Here is an 18,755-nt window from a genome sequence, read left to right as displayed (position 1 = left end):
CCTTAGCCACCATGACCGCCGCCATTCTCAGCGCCCTGCGCGAACGCATCCAGGAAGCCCGGCGGACCGCGGTGGCGCAATTCCGCACGCACCTGCGGCCAGACACCCTGCTGTCCGAGCTGCGCCGCATCGTCGACGCCGCGCTGCGCGACCTGATCAAGCATTGCCCCCTGCCCGCCGGCGCCACGCTGGCGGCCGTGGGCGGCTATGGCCGGGGCGAGCTTTACCCGCACTCCGACGTGGACCTGCTGATCCTGCTGCCGCACGCTCCCACGCCCGAGGACGAGTCGGCCATCGAAAAGCTGGTGGCCTCGCTGTGGGACCTGGGCCTGGAGCCGGGCCATAGCGTGCGCACCATCGAGGACTGCGAACGCGAGGCGGACGCCGATATCACGGTGGAAACGGCTTTGCTGGAATCCCGCTGGCTGGCCGGCAGCCGCACGCTGATGAAGGCCTTCGAAGCCGCGACCAAGTCGCGCCTGGACCCGCGCGCGTTCTTTCGCGCCAAGCGCGTCGAAATGCAGCAGCGCCACGCGCGCTACCAGGACACGCCCTATGCGCTGGAGCCGAACTGCAAGGAGTCGCCGGGCGGACTGCGCGACCTGCAGGTCATCCTGTGGATGGCCCGGGCAGCCGGCTTTGGCAACAGTTGGCGCTCCGTGGCGCAAGCCGGCCTGCTGACCTCGTCCGAGGCGCGCGACCTGCGCAAAGCAGAACAAGCCTTCAAGCGCCTGCGCATCGAATTGCACCTGCTGGCGAACCGGCGCGAAGACCGCGTGCTGTTCGACCTGCAGCCCGCCCTGGCCGAAGTCTATGGCATCCATGCCACCGCCACCCGCCGCGGCAGCGAGCTGCTGATGCAGCGCTACTACTGGGCGGCGCGGCTGGTGACCCAGCTGAACGGCATCCTGGTGCAAAACATCGAGGAACGGCTGTTCCCGCGTCCGGACAGCGACGCGCGCGACATCGACGACGACTTCCGCAATCTGCGCGACCGCCTGGACATCATTCGCGACGACGGTTTCGAGCGCAATCCCACCCTGCTGCTGCGGGCCTTCCTGGTGATGCAACAGCATCCGGAACTGACCGGCATGTCGGCGCGCACGCTGCGCGCCATCTGGCATTCGCGCCACCGCATCGACGCGCAATTCCGCCGCAACCCGGTCAACCGCAAGCTGTTCCTGCAGATCCTGCAGCAGCCGCGCGGCATCGTGCATGAGCTGCGGCGCATGACCATGCTGAACATCCTGCCGCGCTATCTGCCGGTATTCCGCCGCATCGTCGGCCAGATGCAGCATGACCTGTTTCACGCCTATACGGTGGATCAGCACACGCTGGCGGTGGTGCGCAACCTGCGCCGCTTCACCATGCCGGAACATGCCCAGGAGTATCCGCTGGCCAGCCAGCTGATCGCCGGCCTGGACCGGCACTGGCTGCTGTATGTGGCCGCGCTGTTCCACGACATTGCCAAGGGCCGCGGCGGCGACCATTCCGAACTGGGCGCGCGCGAAGTGCGCAAGTTCGCCCAAGACCACGGCATGGAGCCCGAGGACGCCAAGCTGGTCGAATTCCTGGTCCGCCAGCACCTGCTGATGTCGGCCGTGGCGCAGAAGCGCGACCTGTCCGATCCGGCCGTGGTGCAGGACTTCGCCGCCACCGTGAAGGACGAACGCCACCTGACCGCCCTGTACCTGCTGACGGTGGCCGATATCCGCGGCACCAGCCCCAAGGTCTGGAATGCCTGGAAAGGCAAGTTGCTGGAAGACCTGTACAAGCTGACGCTGGCCGCCCTGGGCGGCGCCCACGCCGACGCCCACACCGTCCTGACCGAGCGCAAGGAAGAAGCCGCCCGCCTGACCCGACTGGCGGGCCTGCGCGACGATGCCCGGGAAGCCTTCTGGAACCAGCTCGACGTGGCGTATTTCCTGCGCCACGACGCCTCGGACATCGCCTGGCACACGCGCCATCTTTATCATCAGGTCGCGCCAGCGCAGGCAGTGGTCAAGGCCCGCCCCACCGAACATGGCGAAGGCCTGCAGATCATGGTGTACACCCGCGATGCGCCCGACCTGTTCGTGGCGATCTGCGGCTATTTCGACGCCAAATCGCTTTCCATTCAGGATGCGCGCATCCACACCACACGCCACGGCTGGGCGCTGGACAGCTTCATCGTGCTGTTGCCGGAAGGCGCCAGCGACCTGCGCGCCCAGGCCACCCTGGTCGAACATGAATTGGCCGAACGCCTCAAGGACCCGCACGCCGCCGCCTTGCAACAGCCCGCGCGCGGCGGCTACTACGGCCGCGGCCGGCAGTCCCGCGTGTCACGGGTGTTCCCGGTCATGCCGCAGGCCGAACTGCAGCCCGACGAGCGCAGCACCTCCTGGCGCCTGTCGGTAACCGCGACCGACCGCCCCGGCCTGCTGCACGCGCTGGCGCGCGTCTTCGCCGGGCACGAAGTGAACCTGCTGATGGCCAAGATCATGACGCTGGGGGACCGGGTCGAGGACGTATTCATCGTCGACGGTTCGGCGCTGACACGCCCGCGCAGCCAGATGCAGTTCGAACGCGACGTCCTGGACGCCCTGGCGGGCGAGGAAGCCCAGCAGCGCGCCGCCTGATCACGGGTGCCTGGCATCGCCAGCGCCGCCGGGACCGCATACAATCCCGGTTTTCGGCCAGGCGATACCCTCCCCATGGAGCTAAACGATTATCTGCGCGTTTTCGGCACCAGCTTCTTTTTCGCGCTGGCCACCCTGCTGCCCTTTCTGAACCCGCCCGCGATCGCGCCGATCTTCCTGTCGCTGACCGAGGGCGCGTCATCATCCACCCGGATGGTGCTGGCCAAGCGCGTGGCCATCAATGTCTGCCTGATGCTGATCGTCGCCATGGTCGCGGGCAACGTGCTGCTTAGTTTCTTCGGCATTTCGCTGTCCATCGTGCGGGTCGGCGGCGGCATGCTCGTGATCGCCAGCGCCTGGCGGCTGGTGAATTCGCCCGACGCCGATACCGAGCGCGTGGCGCGCATGGCCGAGTCGTTCACCCCGGAGATGGCCAAGGCCCGCGCGTTCTATCCGCTGACCTTCCCCATCAGCTGCGGTCCCGGATCCATCGCCGCGGCCATCACCGTGGGGGTGTCGCTGCGCGATCAGAACCACGTGCTGAGCCTGGTGCGGCTGGGTGGATCCATTCCGGGCATCATCGTCGTATCGGTCACGCTCTACATATGCCTGCGCTTTGCCGCGCAAATGCTGCACCGCCTGGGCGACAATGGCACCGCCGTGTTCATGCGCCTCTCGGCCTTCATCATGCTGTGCCTCGGCGTACAGATCTTCTGGGAAGGCTCGCGCGAACTGCTGCTGGGCGTGTTGCAGCAAGTGATGCAACCAATTCCGATTCCCAAGGCCTAAGCCTGGCTCGGGGCCGCGTCCGGCCCCTTTTCCAACCCTTGCAAAGCAACAATGACCTCTCGCTCAGAACGCCTGCTCCGCCTGATCGCCCTCTTCTGCTTCGGCGCCGTCGGCCTTGCCCTCGTTTCCCAGCACGTCTTCGACATGCCGCCCTGCGCCTGGTGCGTCATGCAGCGCCTGATCTACCTGGTGATCGGCGTGATTGCGCTGGTGGGCGGATTCGGCGGCGGACGCGCCCTGACGCGCCTGTGCGGCGCGCTCACCGCGCTATTGTCCCTGGGCGGTATCGCCGCGGCCTGGTATCAGTACAGCGTAGCGGCCAACATGCTGTCCTGCGACCAGACCTTCGCCGACCGCTTCATGACCGGCATCGGCCTGGAAAGCGCCGTGCCATGGCTGTTCGGCATCTATGCCACTTGTATGGACGCCAAAGTGCCGGTGCTGGGCATCGAATATGCACTGTGGAGCCTGGCGCTCTTCGTCATCATTTTCTTCATGGCGCTGCCGGTCGTGTTCCGGCGCGGCGGATCGCAGTAAGCCGGTGCAGGCGCAGCCCGAGGATCCGCATGCCGCTGCGCTGCGCCGGCTGGTCCTTGCACACGCACCGTTGGTGCATTGGCTGTGCGTCGCCCGCGACCATGGCCCCTCGGGTGGCTACATCGGCGCGGGCGCGGTGCGCTCCCTGGTCTGGAATCACCTGCATGGCTATCCCATAGGCAGCCACGCACCGACCGACATCGACTTCATCTATCACGATCCCACTGATCTCTCGCGCGAGCACGAGGCCCGGGTCGCTGACCGTTTGCGCGCAGCGGCGCCTGATGCCCCCTGGGAGGTCGTGAATCAGGCTCGCGTGCACTTGTGGCATCGCGACAGTGCGGGCGAGGCGCCACTCCCGGCGGCATCGTTGGCCGCAGGCATCGCCAGCTGGCCCGAAACCGCCACTTGCGTGGCCGTGCGCCTGACACGGGATGGCCTGGTGGATATCATTGCCCCCTATGGGCTGACCGACCTGTTCGGACTAGTACTGCGGCCCAGCCCCGCAGCGGATCGCCAGGCCTACGCCTCGCGGCTGGCCACCAAGCGCCATGCCGACACCTGGCCGCGGCTTATTGTCATACCCTCTTGATCATGCCTGCCTTGAAGTACCTGACCGGATACCCGGAATCCCTGCTCGCCCAGGCCCAAAAGCTGCTCGACCAAGGCAAGCTGGGCCCGGCGCTGCTGGCGCGCTACCCTGCCGGTCCCCACGACGTGCGCACCGACCGGGCGCTCTACCAATACGTAACGGACCTGAAGAACAGCTACATGCGCAACGGCGACCAGATCAACAAGGTCGCCTTCGACAGCAAGATCCATGTGATCCAGCACGCGCTGGGACAACACACGTATATCTCGCGCGTGCAGGGCGGCAAGCTGAAGGCCAAGCACGAAATCCGGGTGGCCACATTGTTCAAGACCGTGCCGGCGGAATTCCTGAAAATGATCACGGTGCATGAACTGGCCCACCTAAAGGAAAAGGACCATAACAAGGCCTTCTACAACCTGTGCCTGCGCATGGAACCGCAGTACCACCAGTATGAGTTCGACTTGCGGCTGTATCTGACGCACCTGGAGGCGACACGCGAAACCTTGTGGAAGGCCGCGGCCTGATATCGCAGTGCAGGCGCCCAGTACCCCGCAATAAAAAATGCCGTCCCGGAGGACGGCATTTTTCTTGCCACCAGGCAAACGCGTCAGGCGTCGCTGGCGGCGTAGCCCATGTTGAACTGCAGGCCGCTGGCCCCGCCTTCCTCGCCCGGTTCGCCACGGGACTGGCCCAGGCGAGCCAAGTATTCAGGGGTGATGTCGCCCGTGACGTACTGGCCGTCAAAGCACGAAGCCTCGAAGCGCGACAGCTTGGGGTTGATGTCCCGCACTGCCTGCTGCATGTCGTGCAGGTCCTGGTAGACCAGCGAGTCGGCGCCGATGGCGCGGGCGATTTCCTCGTCGCTGCGGCCGGTGGCGATGAGTTCGCTCTGCGTAGGCATGTCGATGCCGTAGACGTTCGGGAAACGCACCGGGGGAGCAGCCGAGGCGAAGTAGACCTTGTTGGCGCCTGCGGCGCGAGCCATGTCCACGATCTCGCGGCTGGTCGTGCCGCGCACGATGGAGTCGTCCACCAGCAGCACGTTCTTGCCCTTGAATTCCATGCCGATGGCATTGAGTTTCTGGCGCACGGACTTACGGCGCACGGCCTGGCCCGGCATGATGAAGGTGCGGCCCACGTAGCGGTTCTTGATCAGGCCTTCGCGGTAGTCCAGGTTCAGGCGGGCGGCCAACTGCATGGCTGCGGGACGCGAGGAGTCCGGAATCGGCATGACCACGTCGATATCGCCCAGGCGCATGTTGCGCGCGACCTTGTCGGCCAGGTACTCGCCCATGCGCAGACGGGCGTCATACACCGACACGCCGTCGATCAGGGAGTCCGGACGCGCGAAGTACACGTACTCGAAAATGCAGGGCACCAGTTGCGGATTGTCGGCGCACTGGCGGCTGACGAAGCGGCCGTCCAGGTCGATGAACACGGCTTCGCCGGGCTCGACGTCGCGCACGAAGGCAAAGCCGCTGCCTTCCAGCGCCACCGATTCCGACGCGACCATCCACTCCACGCCCTCTTCGGTTTCCTGGCGACCGATGCACAGCGGACGGATGCCGTTGGGATCACGGAAGGCCAGCAGGCCGTAACCGGAAATCTGCGCCACCACGGCATAGGCGCCGCGCACGCGCTTGTGCAGGGCCGATACGGCGCGGAAGATGGCGTCGTCGTCCAGCGACACGCCGCTGGCCGCCGATTGCAGCTCGTGCGCCAGCACGTTCAGCAGGACTTCGGAATCGGAGTTGGTGTTGATGTGGCGGCGGTCGACGCGGTAGAGCGATTCGCGCAGTTCGCGCCAGTTGGTCAGGTTGCCGTTGTGGGACAACATGATGCCGAACGGCGCGTTGACGTAGAACGGCTGGGCCTCTTCCTCGCTGGCGCTGGAGCCCGCGGTGGGATAGCGGACCTGGCCGACGCCCGACGTACCCGGCAGCGCGCGCATGTTGCGCGTGCGGAAGACGTCGCGCACCAGGCCGTGAGCCTTGTACATATTGAATTGGTTACCTTGCGATGTCGCGATGCCCGCGGCGTCCTGCCCGCGATGCTGCAACAGCAGCAAGCTGTCATAGAGCAGCTGGTTGACCGGCCCGCGCCCGATGACCCCTACGATTCCACACATGGTGAGATTTCCTGGTTGATTTAAAGCTAATCAATACGGCAGCCACGTCGCCAGGGACGGCGGCAGCCACGTCTTGATATGTTTGATGGCCTCGATGGCCGAATGCGAAAACATGGCGTCCTTCCACCACGGCTCCTGCGGCAGCGGCGTGTAGCCTGCGGCGGCGACCAGCGCCAGCACGATCAACAGGCCACGGGCCAGCCCGAACATCCCGCCCAGGCCGTGGTCGGCGGGACTCAGTCCGGTGCTGCGGATCAGGGCGGCAAGCGTCATGTTGACCAAGCCCACGCCGAGCAGCACGATGATGAACACCGCGGCGTACGAGACTCCCATGCGCAGCAGCGTCGTTTCAATATAGGGCTCCAGCCAGGCATAGACCGTGGGCCCCCACCATATCGCCGCCACGAAGGCCAGCAGATAGGCGACCAGCGACAGCACCTCTTTGAGCAGGCCGCGCACCAGGCCCAGCACACCCGAAACCACCAGGATGGCCAGCACGACGAAGTCGAAGCCGGTCACTATTGGGCGGCGATGAAACCATTGTCATAGCCCAGGGTGCGCAACCGCGCCTGGGCCGCCTGCGCCGCCTCGCGCGAGGGGAACGGCCCCACCCGCAGACGGTACTGCTGTTTGCCATTGATGGTGGCTTGTTCCACGAATGCGTTGGTGACGCCGGCCTGGTGCAGCTTGCCGCGCCGCGACTGGGCGTCCTCGGAGGTCGTATAGGCGGCGATCTGCAACACGAAATTGCCCTTGGCGGCGGGCTTGGGCGCGGGCGCCGAAGCCGCAGGCGCCGAACGCCCTTCCAGCAAGGCCAGCGCGCGCGCGCCGTCATCCGATCGGTTATCGGGCTTGGCCGGCGTCGCGGGCTTGGGGTCCGGCTTGGGTGGTGTAGCCGGCTTGGGCTCGGGCTTGGGCGGCGTGACGGCCGCCGTCGCGGGCGGCGTCGCAGGTTGCGCGGCCGGAGGCGTCGTCGTCGCCGGCGGCTGCACGGACGTCACGGGAGGCGGCGTCGGGATGGCCGAAGGATCCGTCGGCGCAGCACTGCCCGGCGCGGGCGTCTGCGGCGCGGCGACTTGCGGTTCGGTCACTTGCGGCTGGAACGGCGTATTGCGTTCCGGCACCCTGATGGGAATGTTGTCGTCCACAGGCGTGGGCTGCGAATCGAGCACCATGGGAAGGATGATGACGGCTGCCAGCACCAGCGCGACAGCGCCTGCCAGCCTGCGCCGCGCGCGACCGCGCAGCTCCGCAGCCTGCACCTCGCTGGGCACAGCCGCCCGCTTGGAGGACTGCGCCTGGTCGGCAGGATCTTTGCGTTTGAAAAAACCCATGGAGGAGAATTCCTTGCGGCGATATGGCGGCGGGCCGCCGGACGCGACTGACCCGCTGCTGCCTATGCCTTGCGACCCAGAGCCTGCAAAACCGAGGCTACGGTGAGAAACGAGCCGAACACCACGATTCTATCATTCTCCCCTGCCCGTTCGCGCGCTGCCGCAAAGGCCTGGGCGGGATCCGGGTAAGCGGAGATACCTGGTTTTTCGCCATCCGCCGGCGCAGGCGGCAGCGCGGCGGCGACCTGCTCCGCCAGCGCGTCTCCAGAGGTGCCGCGCGGCCCCGGCAAGCCGGCGCAGTACCAGTTGTCGATGCGCGTGCCGAGCTTGGCGATGACGCCGGCCAGATCCTTGTCGTTGAGCATGCCGAACACCGCGTGGGTGTAGGGATGAAAGCCCATGTTGTCCAGGTTCTGCGCCAGCACCGCCGCGGCATGCGGATTGTGCGCCACGTCCAGGATGACCGCGGGCTGGCCCGGCAGGATCTGGAAACGGCCCGGCAGGGACGCCTGCAGCAAGCCCAGGCGCACGGCCTGTTGCGGCACCGGCAGGCGGTCGCGCATCGATTCCAGCGCGGCCAGCGCGGCCGACGCGTTCAGCAGCTGGTTGGCGCCGCGCAGCGCCGGATAGGCCAGCGAGTTGCGTCGCTGTTCGCGGCCACCATAGGCCCATTGCTGGCGGTCGCCGGAATAGTTGAAGTCGCGTCCGAACAGCCACAGGTCCGCGCCGATTTCCTGGACGTGGTCCAGCAGCGATTGCGGCGGCATGGGATCGCTGCAGATCGCCGGCCGGCCGCTGCGGTAGATGTGGGCTTTCTCGAAGCCGATCTTCTCGCGCGTATCGCCCAGCCAGTCGGTGTGGTCCAGGTCCACGCTGGTGACGACGGAGCAATCCGCATCGACGATATTGACGGCGTCCAGCCGTCCGCCCAGGCCGACTTCCAGCACCACGGCGTCCAGTTTCGACTGCGAGAACAGTCGCAGGATTGCCAGCGTGGTGAACTCGAAGTACGTCAGCGACACGTCGCCGCGCGCGGCTTCGACCGCCTGGAACTGGGCAATCAAGGCCTCGTCCGTGGCGATCTGGCCATTGATGCGGGCGCGTTCGTTGAAATTGATCAGGTGCGGGGACGTGTACAGCCCGACCTTGTAGCCGGCCGCAAGCAGGATTGCCTCCAGCATGGCACAGGTGGAACCCTTGCCGTTGGTGCCGCCGACGACGAACTTCACGCCGGACAGCTCCAGCCCCAGGCGCCCCGCCACCTCGCGCACCCGGTCCAGACCCATGTCGATGGCGGTGGCGTGGATCGATTCCAGGTACTGCAGCCAATCGGACAGGGTGGCGGAAACGTCGGGCGTGCGGGCAGAAGACATGACAAAGCCGGTAGTGAGATCAGCCTTCGATTTTAGCAGTCCGCGCCCGGTGTTTTCCCTAATCCCCCAGGGAGCGGCAAGGTATCCGCAGCGAAAAACTGCTTGCCACTATTTTTCTCATACATAAAAATAATTTCACGTATGAAAATTTAAACGGATCAACCATGACGCAAAGCAAGACTCCCGCCTGGCTGGTGCGCGAGGCCAACGTGCCCGGCTACCACCCCGCCAATCACACCGGCACCCTGAACCGGCGCCTGATCGGCCCGGACACCGTCGGCTCCCGGGGCGTGGAAGTGCTGCTGGGCGTGATCGACAAGGGCAAGGGCGCCCTGCCGCACGCCCACCCCGGCATCGAGCAGGTCTGCTATCTGCTGTCCGGCACGGCGCGCGCGCAGGTGCAGGACGAATGGGCCGACATGGGACCCGGCGACTGCTGCTATTTCCCCCCGGACATTCCGCACGTCTTCACCGTCACCAGCGACGAGCCCGCCCGCCTGCTGGTGATCTATACGCCCCCTTATGAAGAATCCCCAGACCGCGTGATACGCGGCTTTCCGGCGCCATCCCCAGCCGCTTGACGCGGCGCAGCCCCGGGCAGCGGACGCAGAAACCGCGCCTGGACCCGAAGCACACAGGAGACAAACCCATGAGACCCCTAAGCCTGCTGGGCGCCGCCCTCATCGGCGGCGCAGCGCTGTTCGCCGGCCCCGCCGCCCACGCCGCCGACTATCCCGCGAAACCCATCACCCTGATCGTCCCCTTTCCCGCCGGATCCGGCACCGACGCCGTGGGCCGCATCTTCGGCGCCGAGCTGGGCAACATCCTCGGCCAACAGGTCGTGGTGGAGAACAAGCCCGGAGCCAACGCCACCATCGCCGCCAACTACGTGGCGCGCGCCAAGCCCGACGGCTACACGCTCTTCGTCACCACCAACACCTCGCATTCGGCCGCGCCCTGGCTGATGAAGAACGTGCCCTACGATCCGGTCAAGGACTTCACCCCCATCGCCCGCGGCGGCAACCTGCCCTTCATCCTGGTCGTAAACCCGAAACGCCCGTGGAAGACCGTGGGCGAACTGGTGGCCGACGCGCGCCAGCATCCCGGCCGCATCACCTACGCCAGCGGCAACAGCACGGGAATCGTCGCCGGCGCCACGCTGGCCAACCGCGCCAAGATCGACATCCTGCACGTACCTTATAAAGGCACGCCGCAAGGGCTGACCGATGTGGTCGGCGGGCAGGTCGATTTCATGTTCACCGACCTGGCTTCCGGCCTGCCCTTCGTGCAATCGGGCCAGTTGCGCGCGCTGGCCGTGTCGACCGCCGAACGCAGCGCCATCGTCCCGGACCTGCCGTCCATGGCCGAATCCGGCGTGCAGGACTTCGACCTGAACTCCTGGAACGGCTACTTCGGCCCGGCGGGCATGCCCCCGGAGATCGTGGCCAAGCTGAATGCCGCGATCAATCAGGTGGTCGCCAAGCCTGACGTGCAAAAGCGCTTGGCCGGCCTGGGTTTCGACGCCTTTTCCAGCACGCCCGAGGCCTTTTCCCAGTTCGTCGGCTCGCAGCTGGACCTGTGGGGCAAACTGATCCGCGACGCGGGAATCGAGCAGCAATGAGCGACCGGCCGCAATCCGAAATTCCCGGCGGCCCGCTGGCGGGCGTACGCATCCTGGACCTGAGCACCGTCGTGATGGGGCCCTATGCCACCCAGGTCCTGGCCGACCTGGGGGCGGACGTCATCAAGGTCGAGCCGCCGGCAGGCGACAACATGCGGGCCGTCGGCCCCATGCGCAACCCCGGCATGGGCCATATCTATCTGCACCTGAACCGCAACAAGCGATCGGTGGTGCTGGACCTGAAGACGCCGGAGGGGCTTGAGGCCTGCCTGAAACTGGCCGAAAGCTGCGACGCCCTGCTCTACAACATCCGCCCGCAGGCGATGGCCCGGCTGGGCTTGTCCTACGAAACGGTCGCGGCGCGCAATCCGCGCATCGTCTACCTGGGCGCCTACGGCTATGGCGAGGCCGGCCCGTACGCCGGCCGTCCCGCCTATGACGACCTGATCCAGGGCCAGACCGGCATCGCCGCCCTCTCCGCCCAGCAGAGTGGAGATGTGCCGCGCTACGCGCCGCTGACCCTGGCCGACCGCGCGGTCGGACTGCACGTCGGCATCGCGCTCGTCTCCGCGGTGCTGCACGCCCGCAGCACGGGACAAGGCCAGCAGGTGGAAATCCCCATGTTCGAGGGCATGGCCCACCTCGTGCTGGGGGACCATCTCGGCGGCGCCACCTTCGATCCCCCGCTCGGCCCCACGGGTTACGCGCGCCTGTTGGCGCCGCATCGCCGCCCTTACGCCACGGTCGACGGCTATATCAGCCTGCTGATCTATAACGACAAACACTGGCGCAACTTCTTCGACCTGATCGGCCGCCCGGAATTGTCGCGGGATTCGCGCTTCAGCACCCACGGCGCGCGCGCCGCCCATATCGGCGAGGTCTACGCCTTTGTCGCCGACGTCATCGCCAGCCGGGGCAGCCAGGACTGGCTGGAAGGCTTGGCGCGGGCGGACATTCCCGCCTCGCCGCTCTATTCCGTGGACGATCTGCTGCAGGACGAGCACCTGGCCGCGACCGGCTTCATCCCGCCCATGGACCACCCCAGCGAAGGCCGGATCCGCACGACCGCGCCGTTGGGCAGATACGAAAACACCCCCACCTCGATACGCCGCCCCGCCCCCAGGCTGGGCCAGCACAGCCGCGAGGTGCTGGCCGAAGCCGGCTATGACCCTGCCCGGATCGACGCCATGACGGCCCGCGGCATCACCCTGGATGGAAACGACTGATGGGCTTTGAATTCACCCCCGACCAGTTGGCCCTGCGGGACGCCGTGTCCCGCATCTGCGAACGCTATCCGGACGAATATTGGCTGGAACGCGACCGCGAAGGCGGCTTTCCGGAACCCCTGCATGCCGATCTGGCGCGCGACGGCTGGCTGGGCATCGCCATGCCGCAGGAATATGGCGGCGCGGGTCTGGGCATGACCGAAGCGGCGCTGATGATGCAGACCATCGCGGCTTCCGGCGCGGGCTTCACCGGCGCCTCGGCGGTCCACATGAATATCTTCGGCCTGAACCCGGTAGTGGTCTTCGGCAGCGACGAGCAGCGCCAGCGCTGGCTTGCACCCCTGATCGCGGGCCGCGAAAAGGCCTGCTTCGCCGTCACCGAACCCGACGCCGGACTGGACACCACCAAGCTCAGCACCCGCGCGGTGCGCCAGGGCGACGAGTACGTGGTGCATGGCCGCAAGATCTGGATCTCGACCGCCCAGGTCGCCCACAAGATGCTGCTGCTGGCCCGCACCACCCCGCTGTCAGACGTCGAAAAGCCCACGCAGGGCCTGTCGCTCTTCTATACAGACCTGGACCGCAGCAAGATAGAAGTGCGCGAAATCGAGAAAATGGGCCGCAAGGCAGTGGACTCGAACATGCTGTTCATCGACGGTCTGCGCATCCCCGTGGCCGACCGCATCGGCGAGGAAGGCCGGGGGTTCGAGTACATCCTGCACGGCCTGAACCCCGAGCGCATCCTGATCGCGGCCGAGGCGGTGGGCATCGGCCGAGCCGCCCTGGACCGGGCGGTGAAATACGCCGGAGAACGCACCGTATTCGGACGTCCCATCGGCCAGAACCAAGGCATCCAGCACCCCCTGGCCCAGGCCTGGATGCAGCTCGAAGCCGCCGACCTTATGGTATTCAAGGCCGCCAGCCTGTATGACGCGGGCAAGCCCTGCGGCCCCTACGCCAACTCGGCCAAATACCTGGCGGCCGAGGCCGGCTATAACGCCTGCCAGACCGCGGTCATGACCCTGGGCGGCATGGGGTACGCCAAGGAATACCATGTGGAGCGCCTGCTGCGCGAAAGCTTCATTCCGCGCATCGCGCCGGTCAGTCCGCAGCTGATCATGTGCTTCATCGCGGAGAAAGTGCTGGGACTGCCCAGGTCCTACTGAGCGACGGCGTTCGATAGGCGCCCAGGCCTGCCCGTCAGGCCTGCTGCTCCAGCGCGGTGCAGGCCGAGCGCAGGATGCGCGCGTAGGCCTCCTGCTGCGGCTCGATCCGGTAGATCGGCCCGCCCACCGAAATCGCGTAGTGTTCGCCGGACAGCGTAACGGGCCAGGCGATGGCGCCCACGTCCGCAATGGACTCGCCACTGTTCATGAACCAGCCGCGCTGTCGCGACAGCTCCAGGTCCGCCAGCAGCGCCTCGCGCGTCACCAGGGTGCGCTCGTTGTGGCGGGTCATGGTCATGTCCGCGAGCATGGCGTCGCGGGCCGGTGTGTCCAATAGGGACAGCAGCGCCTTTCCGAGCGAATTTGCGTGAACGTCCTTGAACTCACCCGCAACCGGCGCGTATCTGATCGTATGCGGGGAATCCAGCACATCCAGGTAGACCACCCGGCCGTCCTGGCTCAGCTTGGCGAAAACAATCGTTTCGCGGGTGGCGTCCCTTAATTCGGTAAGGCTGGGATAGACCCGGTCCAGCACCGGATCGGCGCGGGCGATGCGCTGCGCCATGGCCAATAGCCTGCCGGTCGGGTAGTAGCCCTGGCGCCGGCCGGTTTCATACAGGTAACCCAGGCCGGTCAGGGTGCGGATCAGGGCCAGGCAGCTGGACACCGGCACATCCAGCAACCGGGCCAGTTCCGATAGCGGCAGCGCGCGCTTTTCGCGGGCATAGGTTTCGATGATTTCGATAACTCGCAGCGCCGTCTTGACACTCATTACCTGGTCCGAACTGTTTAGCACGTGAAACATCTGGCTCGCCGGCGGCTAAAGTTCCCTGCGGGCCTGCCGTAATGGTAGCTGAGAATTCCCTGAAAACAGCGCGTTCCTCCGAGACGCCCACATCGCCGTTGGAGTGATCATGGCCGTAATTCCCATAGCTCCCCCATCGTTTGCGCCAGCGCCGGCCGCGCCTGCGCCTGTCGCGCCAGACCCCACCGTTAGCGTGCTTCCCGCGGCGGCCGCAACGAACAGCGGAGCGTCGGACAGCGCGACATCAGATCAGTCAGATTCGCAGAAACTTCCTCTGGACAAGGCGCTGGACGAAATCAACGACCAGATGAAGGCTTGGTCCACACAGCTTCAGTTCGAAATCGATCCCAATGTGCATCAAGTAGTGGTGTCAGTGATCGATGCAGAGTCGGGCGACGTCATACGCACCATCCCCAGTGAAACACTACTGAAAATCGCCAAAATGATCGTGAACATGCAAGGAAACGGCATCAAAACCACAGCTTGATTCGACCCCGATTTCATGCACCCCGCCGCCATCGAGCGGGCCGTCCATGGAAGCGTCGAATTAGGCCCGCCTAATGCCCTTACCCGGCCAATCACCGCCACCGTATTTTTGACAGAATCGCATCGCTAGGAAGGAATTTCACATGGCCTCTATCACCAACCTCGGCTCGACCACCGGCTTGCCCCTCGAAAAGATCCTCACCGATCTCCAGGCGGCCGAGGACAAGAAGCTCAGTCTCTACACGACTCGCCAGGCCAGTTACGAGGCCCGGGTAAGCGCCTTTGGTCAGATTCAAAGCGCGGTTGAAGCGCTGCAGAAGGCAGCGGCGGCACTGGGCAAATCATCCACGCTGGACGCGGTCAAACCCGTAGTGACCGGCGACGGCCTGACCGCGACGATCGGTGAGAATGGCGCCTCGATGGGTGAATACGCCATAAAGATCAATGCCCTGGCGACCGCCCAGACCCTCCAATCCGGCAAGGTCGCCGATAGAAAGATTTCCAACGGGGCCAGCGGTTCGTTTGAAATCCAGTTGACCAACGGCGACAAGCACACCATCGACCTGACGGGCGACACCTCGCTGGACGGCATTGCTAAAGCGATCAACAGCGACGACAAGGCACCCGTACGAGCAAGCATCATCACCAATGAGAGCGGCAGCTACCTGATGCTCAGTGCCAAGGACACTGGGGTGCAAGCATCGGTAAGTTCCATCACAGTAACGGGCGACCAGAAACTGCAGGATATCCTGAGCTACAACTCTGGCTCCGGTGCACAGATGACTCAGCAGACTGCAGCCATCAATGCTGAGATCGAGATCAACGGCATTGTGGTCAAAAGTGGCAGCAACACCATTTCCGACGCAATCGACGGCGTGACGCTTAACCTCACTGCCAAGACCGCCGCCGACAAGCCGACCGTCCTGAAGCTGCAAAGCGACACCAGCGTCGCCAGCAAGGCGGTCCAGGACTTTGTCAGCGCGTACAACACGCTGCAAAGCACGATTGCGAAACTGACCGCCTTTGATGTCACCGCGCAAACGAACCAGGCGCTGACCGGCGACAGCACGACACGCAGCATACAGACCTCTCTTTCCGGCGCCCTGCAGGTCATAACCGGCGAAGGCTCGCTGCGCTCGCTGGCAGACCTTGGCATCGCCATGGACCCCAAAACCGGCCTCCTGAAACTGGATCAAACGGAATTGAACAAGGCTTTGACGTCCAATCCGGCCGACGTCAAGCGCATCATGACTTCGCCAGAAGGCCTCGCGGCCAAGTTTGACGCCGCAACCAAGGGCATCCTCGGCGCAAATGGGAACAGTGGGTCGATCAAGATCAGCCAGGAAGGCCTGAGTGAATCGATCAAGGATGTGAAGGAACAAATGGCGCGCGCAAAGGCTTCCAGCGCGGCATCCATGGCCGCTATGCGCGCCCAATTCGTCGCGCTCGACAAGTTCGTCTCGCAACAAACCGTCACGGCGAACTACCTGACTCAGCAATTCGCGGCCATGAGCAAGTCCAAGTAATTTAAAGAAGATGTATTGATGACTTACGCCGCCCGACGCCCAACCGGATCTCACTCCGTACGTTCCTACACCGATATCGGCCTGGAAACGCAAATTCTTGGGGCCAGCCCTGAACGGCTGATTTCGCTGTTATACATGGGAGCCCGGGCGGCAATCGGGCAGGCACGCTTGCATCTCCAGGAAGGCAGAATCACGGAACGTGGCGCCGCCCTCTCGAAGGCGATCAAGATCGTAGACGAAGGCCTGAAGATGGGCCTGAACATGGAGGCAGGCGGCGAAATCGCAGCAAACTTGGCGCGCTTGTACGACTACATTATCCGCACGCTGTTGATGGCAAATCTGAAAGCAGACGCGGAAGCGCTCGAAACGGCAGACCGCCTCTTGGCCGATCTGGCCGAGGCCTGGCAAACATCCATTGATCGCCCTGCCGGGGGCGTGCAGCCTTGACGGCATCGCATAAGCCCCAGCCAGCCATCGAACGCCCGAGATTTCCATGACGTCCACGACCCAGTACACCTCCCCCATCCTGGAACACTACCAGGAGATCGCTCTCATCACGGGAGAAATGCTAGTGGCGGCGCAAGCCGGCGACTGGGACGGCGCCATGGTCCATGGACAGCAATATTGCGAACTGGTGGAACGACTGCGCCAGACCGAACATTCGGCGCCACTGGACGAAGCCGGCCGCGCCATGAAATACGACCTGCTCGTGCGCATCCTGGAAAACGACGCGCTCACCCGGGATCTGGCGCTGCCGCAACTGGCCCGTCTGGGCGACCTTCTGGGACGCATGAAGCGCCAGCAGACCCTGCTGTCCGCCTACGGTTACCAGCAGGCGCCTGAAGAATGAGCGTAGGTCCCGCCGCACTCGGCAACGTCCTGGTGCAGCGGCTGGACGCCGTGCTGGGCACGACGATGTCCGCCGCCAGCGCCAACCAGGTATCCGGCGCCCGCCCCGACGCAGTCAGCCAGCCCGGCAGCCTGGAAAAGCCCGGCGCCTCGGATGGATCAACACGCGACCCGCGGCAAGGCATACAGCCCGGCGGCGCCCGCGGCGACCGTCCGAATACTGTCGTCGACCCCAAAACCGCTGCAGCGCTGGCGCTGGCCGCCCGCGGCCTGGTGACCAGCAGCGACACCACCGCATCGGCCCCGACCACGCTGGGCACGACGGCGCGTACGATTCTTGCCTTGCTCGCCCAATTCCCAGAGGCCGCACCTGCGGTCCAGGGCCGTGCCCCCTTATGGACCGCGCATGCGCAGCCGGGCCAATCCGGCGGTGGCGCTAGCGCCGGCCCCTTGCCGGCAGCGCAAGCAGGCCAACAAACGGCACAGGCCACTGCGCAAGCATCCCAGCCATTGCCTGGCCAAACGCCGGCGCCGGCCCTTCCCCAGCAAGCCGGCGCGCTCGCGGCTTCGGCCGCGGCGGCGCTTGACGGCGACACTCCGGCAACCGGTGCAACACAGGACCGGCCGGCCGGACCGGGCGTCAATCCCAGCGCCGCCAAAGGACCCGACGCTGCCGCGCATGTCGCCCTGGCGGCTGGCGGACCTTCGGCGCGCGCGCTGGGACAGGCTCTGCGTCAGGCGCTCCAAGGCAGCGGCCTGTTTTACGAGTCCCATCTGACGGACATGGTCTTCGGCCGCGCCAACCCCGAGCAATTGCGCAACGAGCCGCAGGCGGTGCTCGGCAAGAATCCGCCCGCGCAGGAGGCCGCGCCTTCGCGGCCGCGGGCGGGCGCAGCCCCCAGCGGCCGCACAGGCGTCGACGCCACACCCGGCGGCGCAGGCTCCGCCAGCTCGCCCGCCTCCGGCACGCCTGCTCCCGGCACGCCCATCACCGGCATACACCAGGACCTGACCGTACTCGTTCGCCAACAACTGGACGTGCTGGCCAACCAGACGCTGACCTGGCAAGGTGAAGCCTGGCCCGGCACGCCAATGGAATGGGAAGTCGAGCGCGACCCATACGGCGGCGACCCGGACTCCGCAGTTTCCACCTGGGCCACGCGCCTGAAGCTGGACCTGCCCCGCCTGGGCCTGGTCGATGCCCGACTGAATCTGGCCGGCGATCAGATCGTCCTGCAACTCATTGCGCCGCACAGCGCGGCCGAGATCAATGACTCCTCGGACACGCTGCGTTCGCGCCTGCTGGCCGCGGGCCTGACCTTGAGCAATCTGATGGTGAGCGTGATCGAACCGCGCGCCGACATTCCCGCCGATATCTGATGAGCCGCCTGCCCCCCCATCCGGAATCGGATCCGAACGCCGGCCGCAACGCGGCGGTAGCCATTTCGTACGAAGAAAAGGAAGGCGCTCCGCGCGTCGTCGCCAAGGGCTACGGCCAGTTGGCGGACACCATCGTCCGGGCCGCGCAGGAAAACGGCCTCTACGTCCACGAGTCGCGAGAACTGGTCGGCCTGCTGATGCAGGTGGACCTGGACGCACATATTCCTCCCCAACTCTATGTAGCGGTGGCAGAATTGCTGGCCTGGCTCTACCGCCTGGAATCGCGCGAGTTCCCCGAACCCGCTACGCCCGCCTGACCCTATTA

General features: G+C 65.6%; 20 protein-coding genes. 15 read left to right on the top strand and 5 right to left on the bottom strand.

What is annotated here, in order from left to right:
* Positions 1-11: 11 nt before the first annotated feature.
* The 5 genes from IB259_RS03060 (at position 12) to IB259_RS03040 (ending at position 5,060) form a co-directional block, all read left to right on the top strand.
* Positions 12-2,618 (top strand): [protein-PII] uridylyltransferase, encoded by a 2,607-nt coding sequence (locus IB259_RS03060; protein WP_054456715.1) that lies wholly within the window; start codon positions 12-14, stop codon positions 2,616-2,618.
* Positions 2,619-2,693: 75 nt separating this feature from the next.
* Positions 2,694-3,407 carry a MarC family protein gene (locus tag IB259_RS03055; RefSeq protein ID WP_013393435.1) on the top strand — a complete coding sequence of 238 codons (714 nt, stop codon included), beginning with the start codon at positions 2,694-2,696 and terminating at the stop codon, positions 3,405-3,407.
* A 51-nt stretch (positions 3,408-3,458) separates the two neighbouring features.
* Positions 3,459-3,944, top strand: a complete 486-nt coding sequence (locus IB259_RS03050; protein ID WP_054456714.1) for a disulfide bond formation protein B — start codon at positions 3,459-3,461, stop codon at positions 3,942-3,944.
* Between the two features lie 4 nt (positions 3,945-3,948).
* Positions 3,949-4,536: a nucleotidyltransferase family protein gene (locus IB259_RS03045; RefSeq protein WP_175180805.1), complete on the top strand. Its 588-nt coding sequence runs from the start codon at positions 3,949-3,951 to the stop codon at positions 4,534-4,536.
* Positions 4,537-4,538: 2 nt separating this feature from the next.
* Positions 4,539-5,060, top strand: coding sequence for a M48 family metallopeptidase (locus tag IB259_RS03040; protein WP_175180804.1), 522 nt, complete (start codon positions 4,539-4,541; stop codon positions 5,058-5,060).
* 83 nt (positions 5,061-5,143) lie between these two features.
* Here the strand turns inward: IB259_RS03040 and purF are convergent, their stop codons facing one another.
* From purF to folC, 4 genes are all read right to left on the bottom strand, one after another.
* Entirely contained in the window at positions 5,144-6,664 is a 1,521-nt protein-coding gene (purF, locus tag IB259_RS03035; RefSeq protein WP_054456711.1) for an amidophosphoribosyltransferase, read from the bottom strand.
* Between the two features lie 30 nt (positions 6,665-6,694).
* Positions 6,695-7,183 (bottom strand): CvpA family protein, encoded by a 489-nt coding sequence (locus IB259_RS03030; RefSeq protein WP_054456710.1) that lies wholly within the window; start codon positions 7,181-7,183, stop codon positions 6,695-6,697.
* Positions 7,183-7,998 carry an SPOR domain-containing protein gene (locus tag IB259_RS03025; RefSeq protein WP_175213240.1) on the bottom strand — a complete coding sequence of 272 codons (816 nt, stop codon included), beginning with the start codon at positions 7,996-7,998 and terminating at the stop codon, positions 7,183-7,185. Before IB259_RS03025 ends, IB259_RS03030 begins: the two co-directional genes overlap by 1 nt.
* Before the next feature lie 62 nt (positions 7,999-8,060).
* Positions 8,061-9,371 carry a bifunctional tetrahydrofolate synthase/dihydrofolate synthase gene (gene folC / locus IB259_RS03020; RefSeq protein WP_192327478.1) on the bottom strand — a complete coding sequence of 437 codons (1,311 nt, stop codon included), beginning with the start codon at positions 9,369-9,371 and terminating at the stop codon, positions 8,061-8,063.
* Positions 9,372-9,535: 164 nt separating this feature from the next.
* Here folC and IB259_RS03015 point away from each other — a divergent pair, with 164 nt between their 5' ends.
* The 4 genes from IB259_RS03015 to IB259_RS03000 all read left to right on the top strand — a co-directional run bounded on the left by IB259_RS03015 (position 9,536) and on the right by IB259_RS03000 (position 13,384).
* Positions 9,536-9,952 carry a cupin domain-containing protein gene (locus IB259_RS03015; RefSeq protein WP_175180803.1) on the top strand — a complete coding sequence of 139 codons (417 nt, stop codon included), beginning with the start codon at positions 9,536-9,538 and terminating at the stop codon, positions 9,950-9,952.
* Between the two features lie 68 nt (positions 9,953-10,020).
* Positions 10,021-10,992 (top strand): tripartite tricarboxylate transporter substrate binding protein, encoded by a 972-nt coding sequence (locus tag IB259_RS03010; protein ID WP_192327476.1) that lies wholly within the window; start codon positions 10,021-10,023, stop codon positions 10,990-10,992.
* Positions 10,989-12,218 carry a CaiB/BaiF CoA-transferase family protein gene (locus IB259_RS03005; protein ID WP_192327473.1) on the top strand — a complete coding sequence of 410 codons (1,230 nt, stop codon included), beginning with the start codon at positions 10,989-10,991 and terminating at the stop codon, positions 12,216-12,218. The genes IB259_RS03010 and IB259_RS03005 overlap by 4 nt, the downstream gene beginning before the upstream one ends.
* Positions 12,218-13,384 carry an acyl-CoA dehydrogenase family protein gene (locus IB259_RS03000; protein ID WP_192327470.1) on the top strand — a complete coding sequence of 389 codons (1,167 nt, stop codon included), beginning with the start codon at positions 12,218-12,220 and terminating at the stop codon, positions 13,382-13,384. Before IB259_RS03005 ends, IB259_RS03000 begins: the two co-directional genes overlap by 1 nt.
* Before the next feature lie 34 nt (positions 13,385-13,418).
* Here the strand turns inward: IB259_RS03000 and IB259_RS02995 are convergent, their stop codons facing one another.
* Positions 13,419-14,156 (bottom strand): IclR family transcriptional regulator, encoded by a 738-nt coding sequence (locus IB259_RS02995; protein ID WP_054456704.1) that lies wholly within the window; start codon positions 14,154-14,156, stop codon positions 13,419-13,421.
* A 142-nt stretch (positions 14,157-14,298) separates the two neighbouring features.
* On the opposite strand from IB259_RS02995, the gene IB259_RS02990 reads away from it, so the two are divergent.
* The 6 genes from IB259_RS02990 to IB259_RS02965 all read left to right on the top strand — a co-directional run bounded on the left by IB259_RS02990 (position 14,299) and on the right by IB259_RS02965 (position 18,747).
* A complete protein-coding gene (locus tag IB259_RS02990; protein WP_175180801.1) occupies positions 14,299-14,676 on the top strand; it encodes a flagellar protein FlaG in 378 nt (125 codons plus the stop codon).
* Between the two features lie 142 nt (positions 14,677-14,818).
* Complete coding sequence (gene fliD / locus IB259_RS02985) at positions 14,819-16,201, top strand: flagellar filament capping protein FliD (RefSeq protein ID WP_175180800.1); 1,383 nt, start codon at positions 14,819-14,821, stop codon at positions 16,199-16,201.
* Between the two features lie 18 nt (positions 16,202-16,219).
* Positions 16,220-16,648, top strand: coding sequence for a flagellar export chaperone FliS (gene fliS, locus IB259_RS02980; RefSeq protein ID WP_175180799.1), 429 nt, complete (start codon positions 16,220-16,222; stop codon positions 16,646-16,648).
* Positions 16,649-16,694: 46 nt separating this feature from the next.
* Positions 16,695-17,051, top strand: a complete 357-nt coding sequence (locus tag IB259_RS02975) for a flagellar protein FliT (RefSeq protein WP_054456700.1) — start codon at positions 16,695-16,697, stop codon at positions 17,049-17,051.
* Positions 17,048-18,430, top strand: coding sequence for a flagellar hook-length control protein FliK (locus tag IB259_RS02970; RefSeq protein WP_192327467.1), 1,383 nt, complete (start codon positions 17,048-17,050; stop codon positions 18,428-18,430). The genes IB259_RS02975 and IB259_RS02970 overlap by 4 nt, the downstream gene beginning before the upstream one ends.
* Positions 18,430-18,747: an EscU/YscU/HrcU family type III secretion system export apparatus switch protein gene (locus tag IB259_RS02965; RefSeq protein ID WP_192327463.1), complete on the top strand. Its 318-nt coding sequence runs from the start codon at positions 18,430-18,432 to the stop codon at positions 18,745-18,747. The genes IB259_RS02970 and IB259_RS02965 overlap by 1 nt, the downstream gene beginning before the upstream one ends.
* Positions 18,748-18,755 lie beyond the last annotated feature (8 nt).

The organism is Achromobacter sp. ACM04 (assembly GCF_014851465.1).
Taxonomy (GTDB): domain Bacteria; phylum Pseudomonadota; class Gammaproteobacteria; order Burkholderiales; family Burkholderiaceae_B; genus Achromobacter; species Achromobacter aegrifaciens.
Note: the sequence above shows the minus strand (reverse complement) of the source record. Positions and strands in the feature narration are given on the sequence as shown.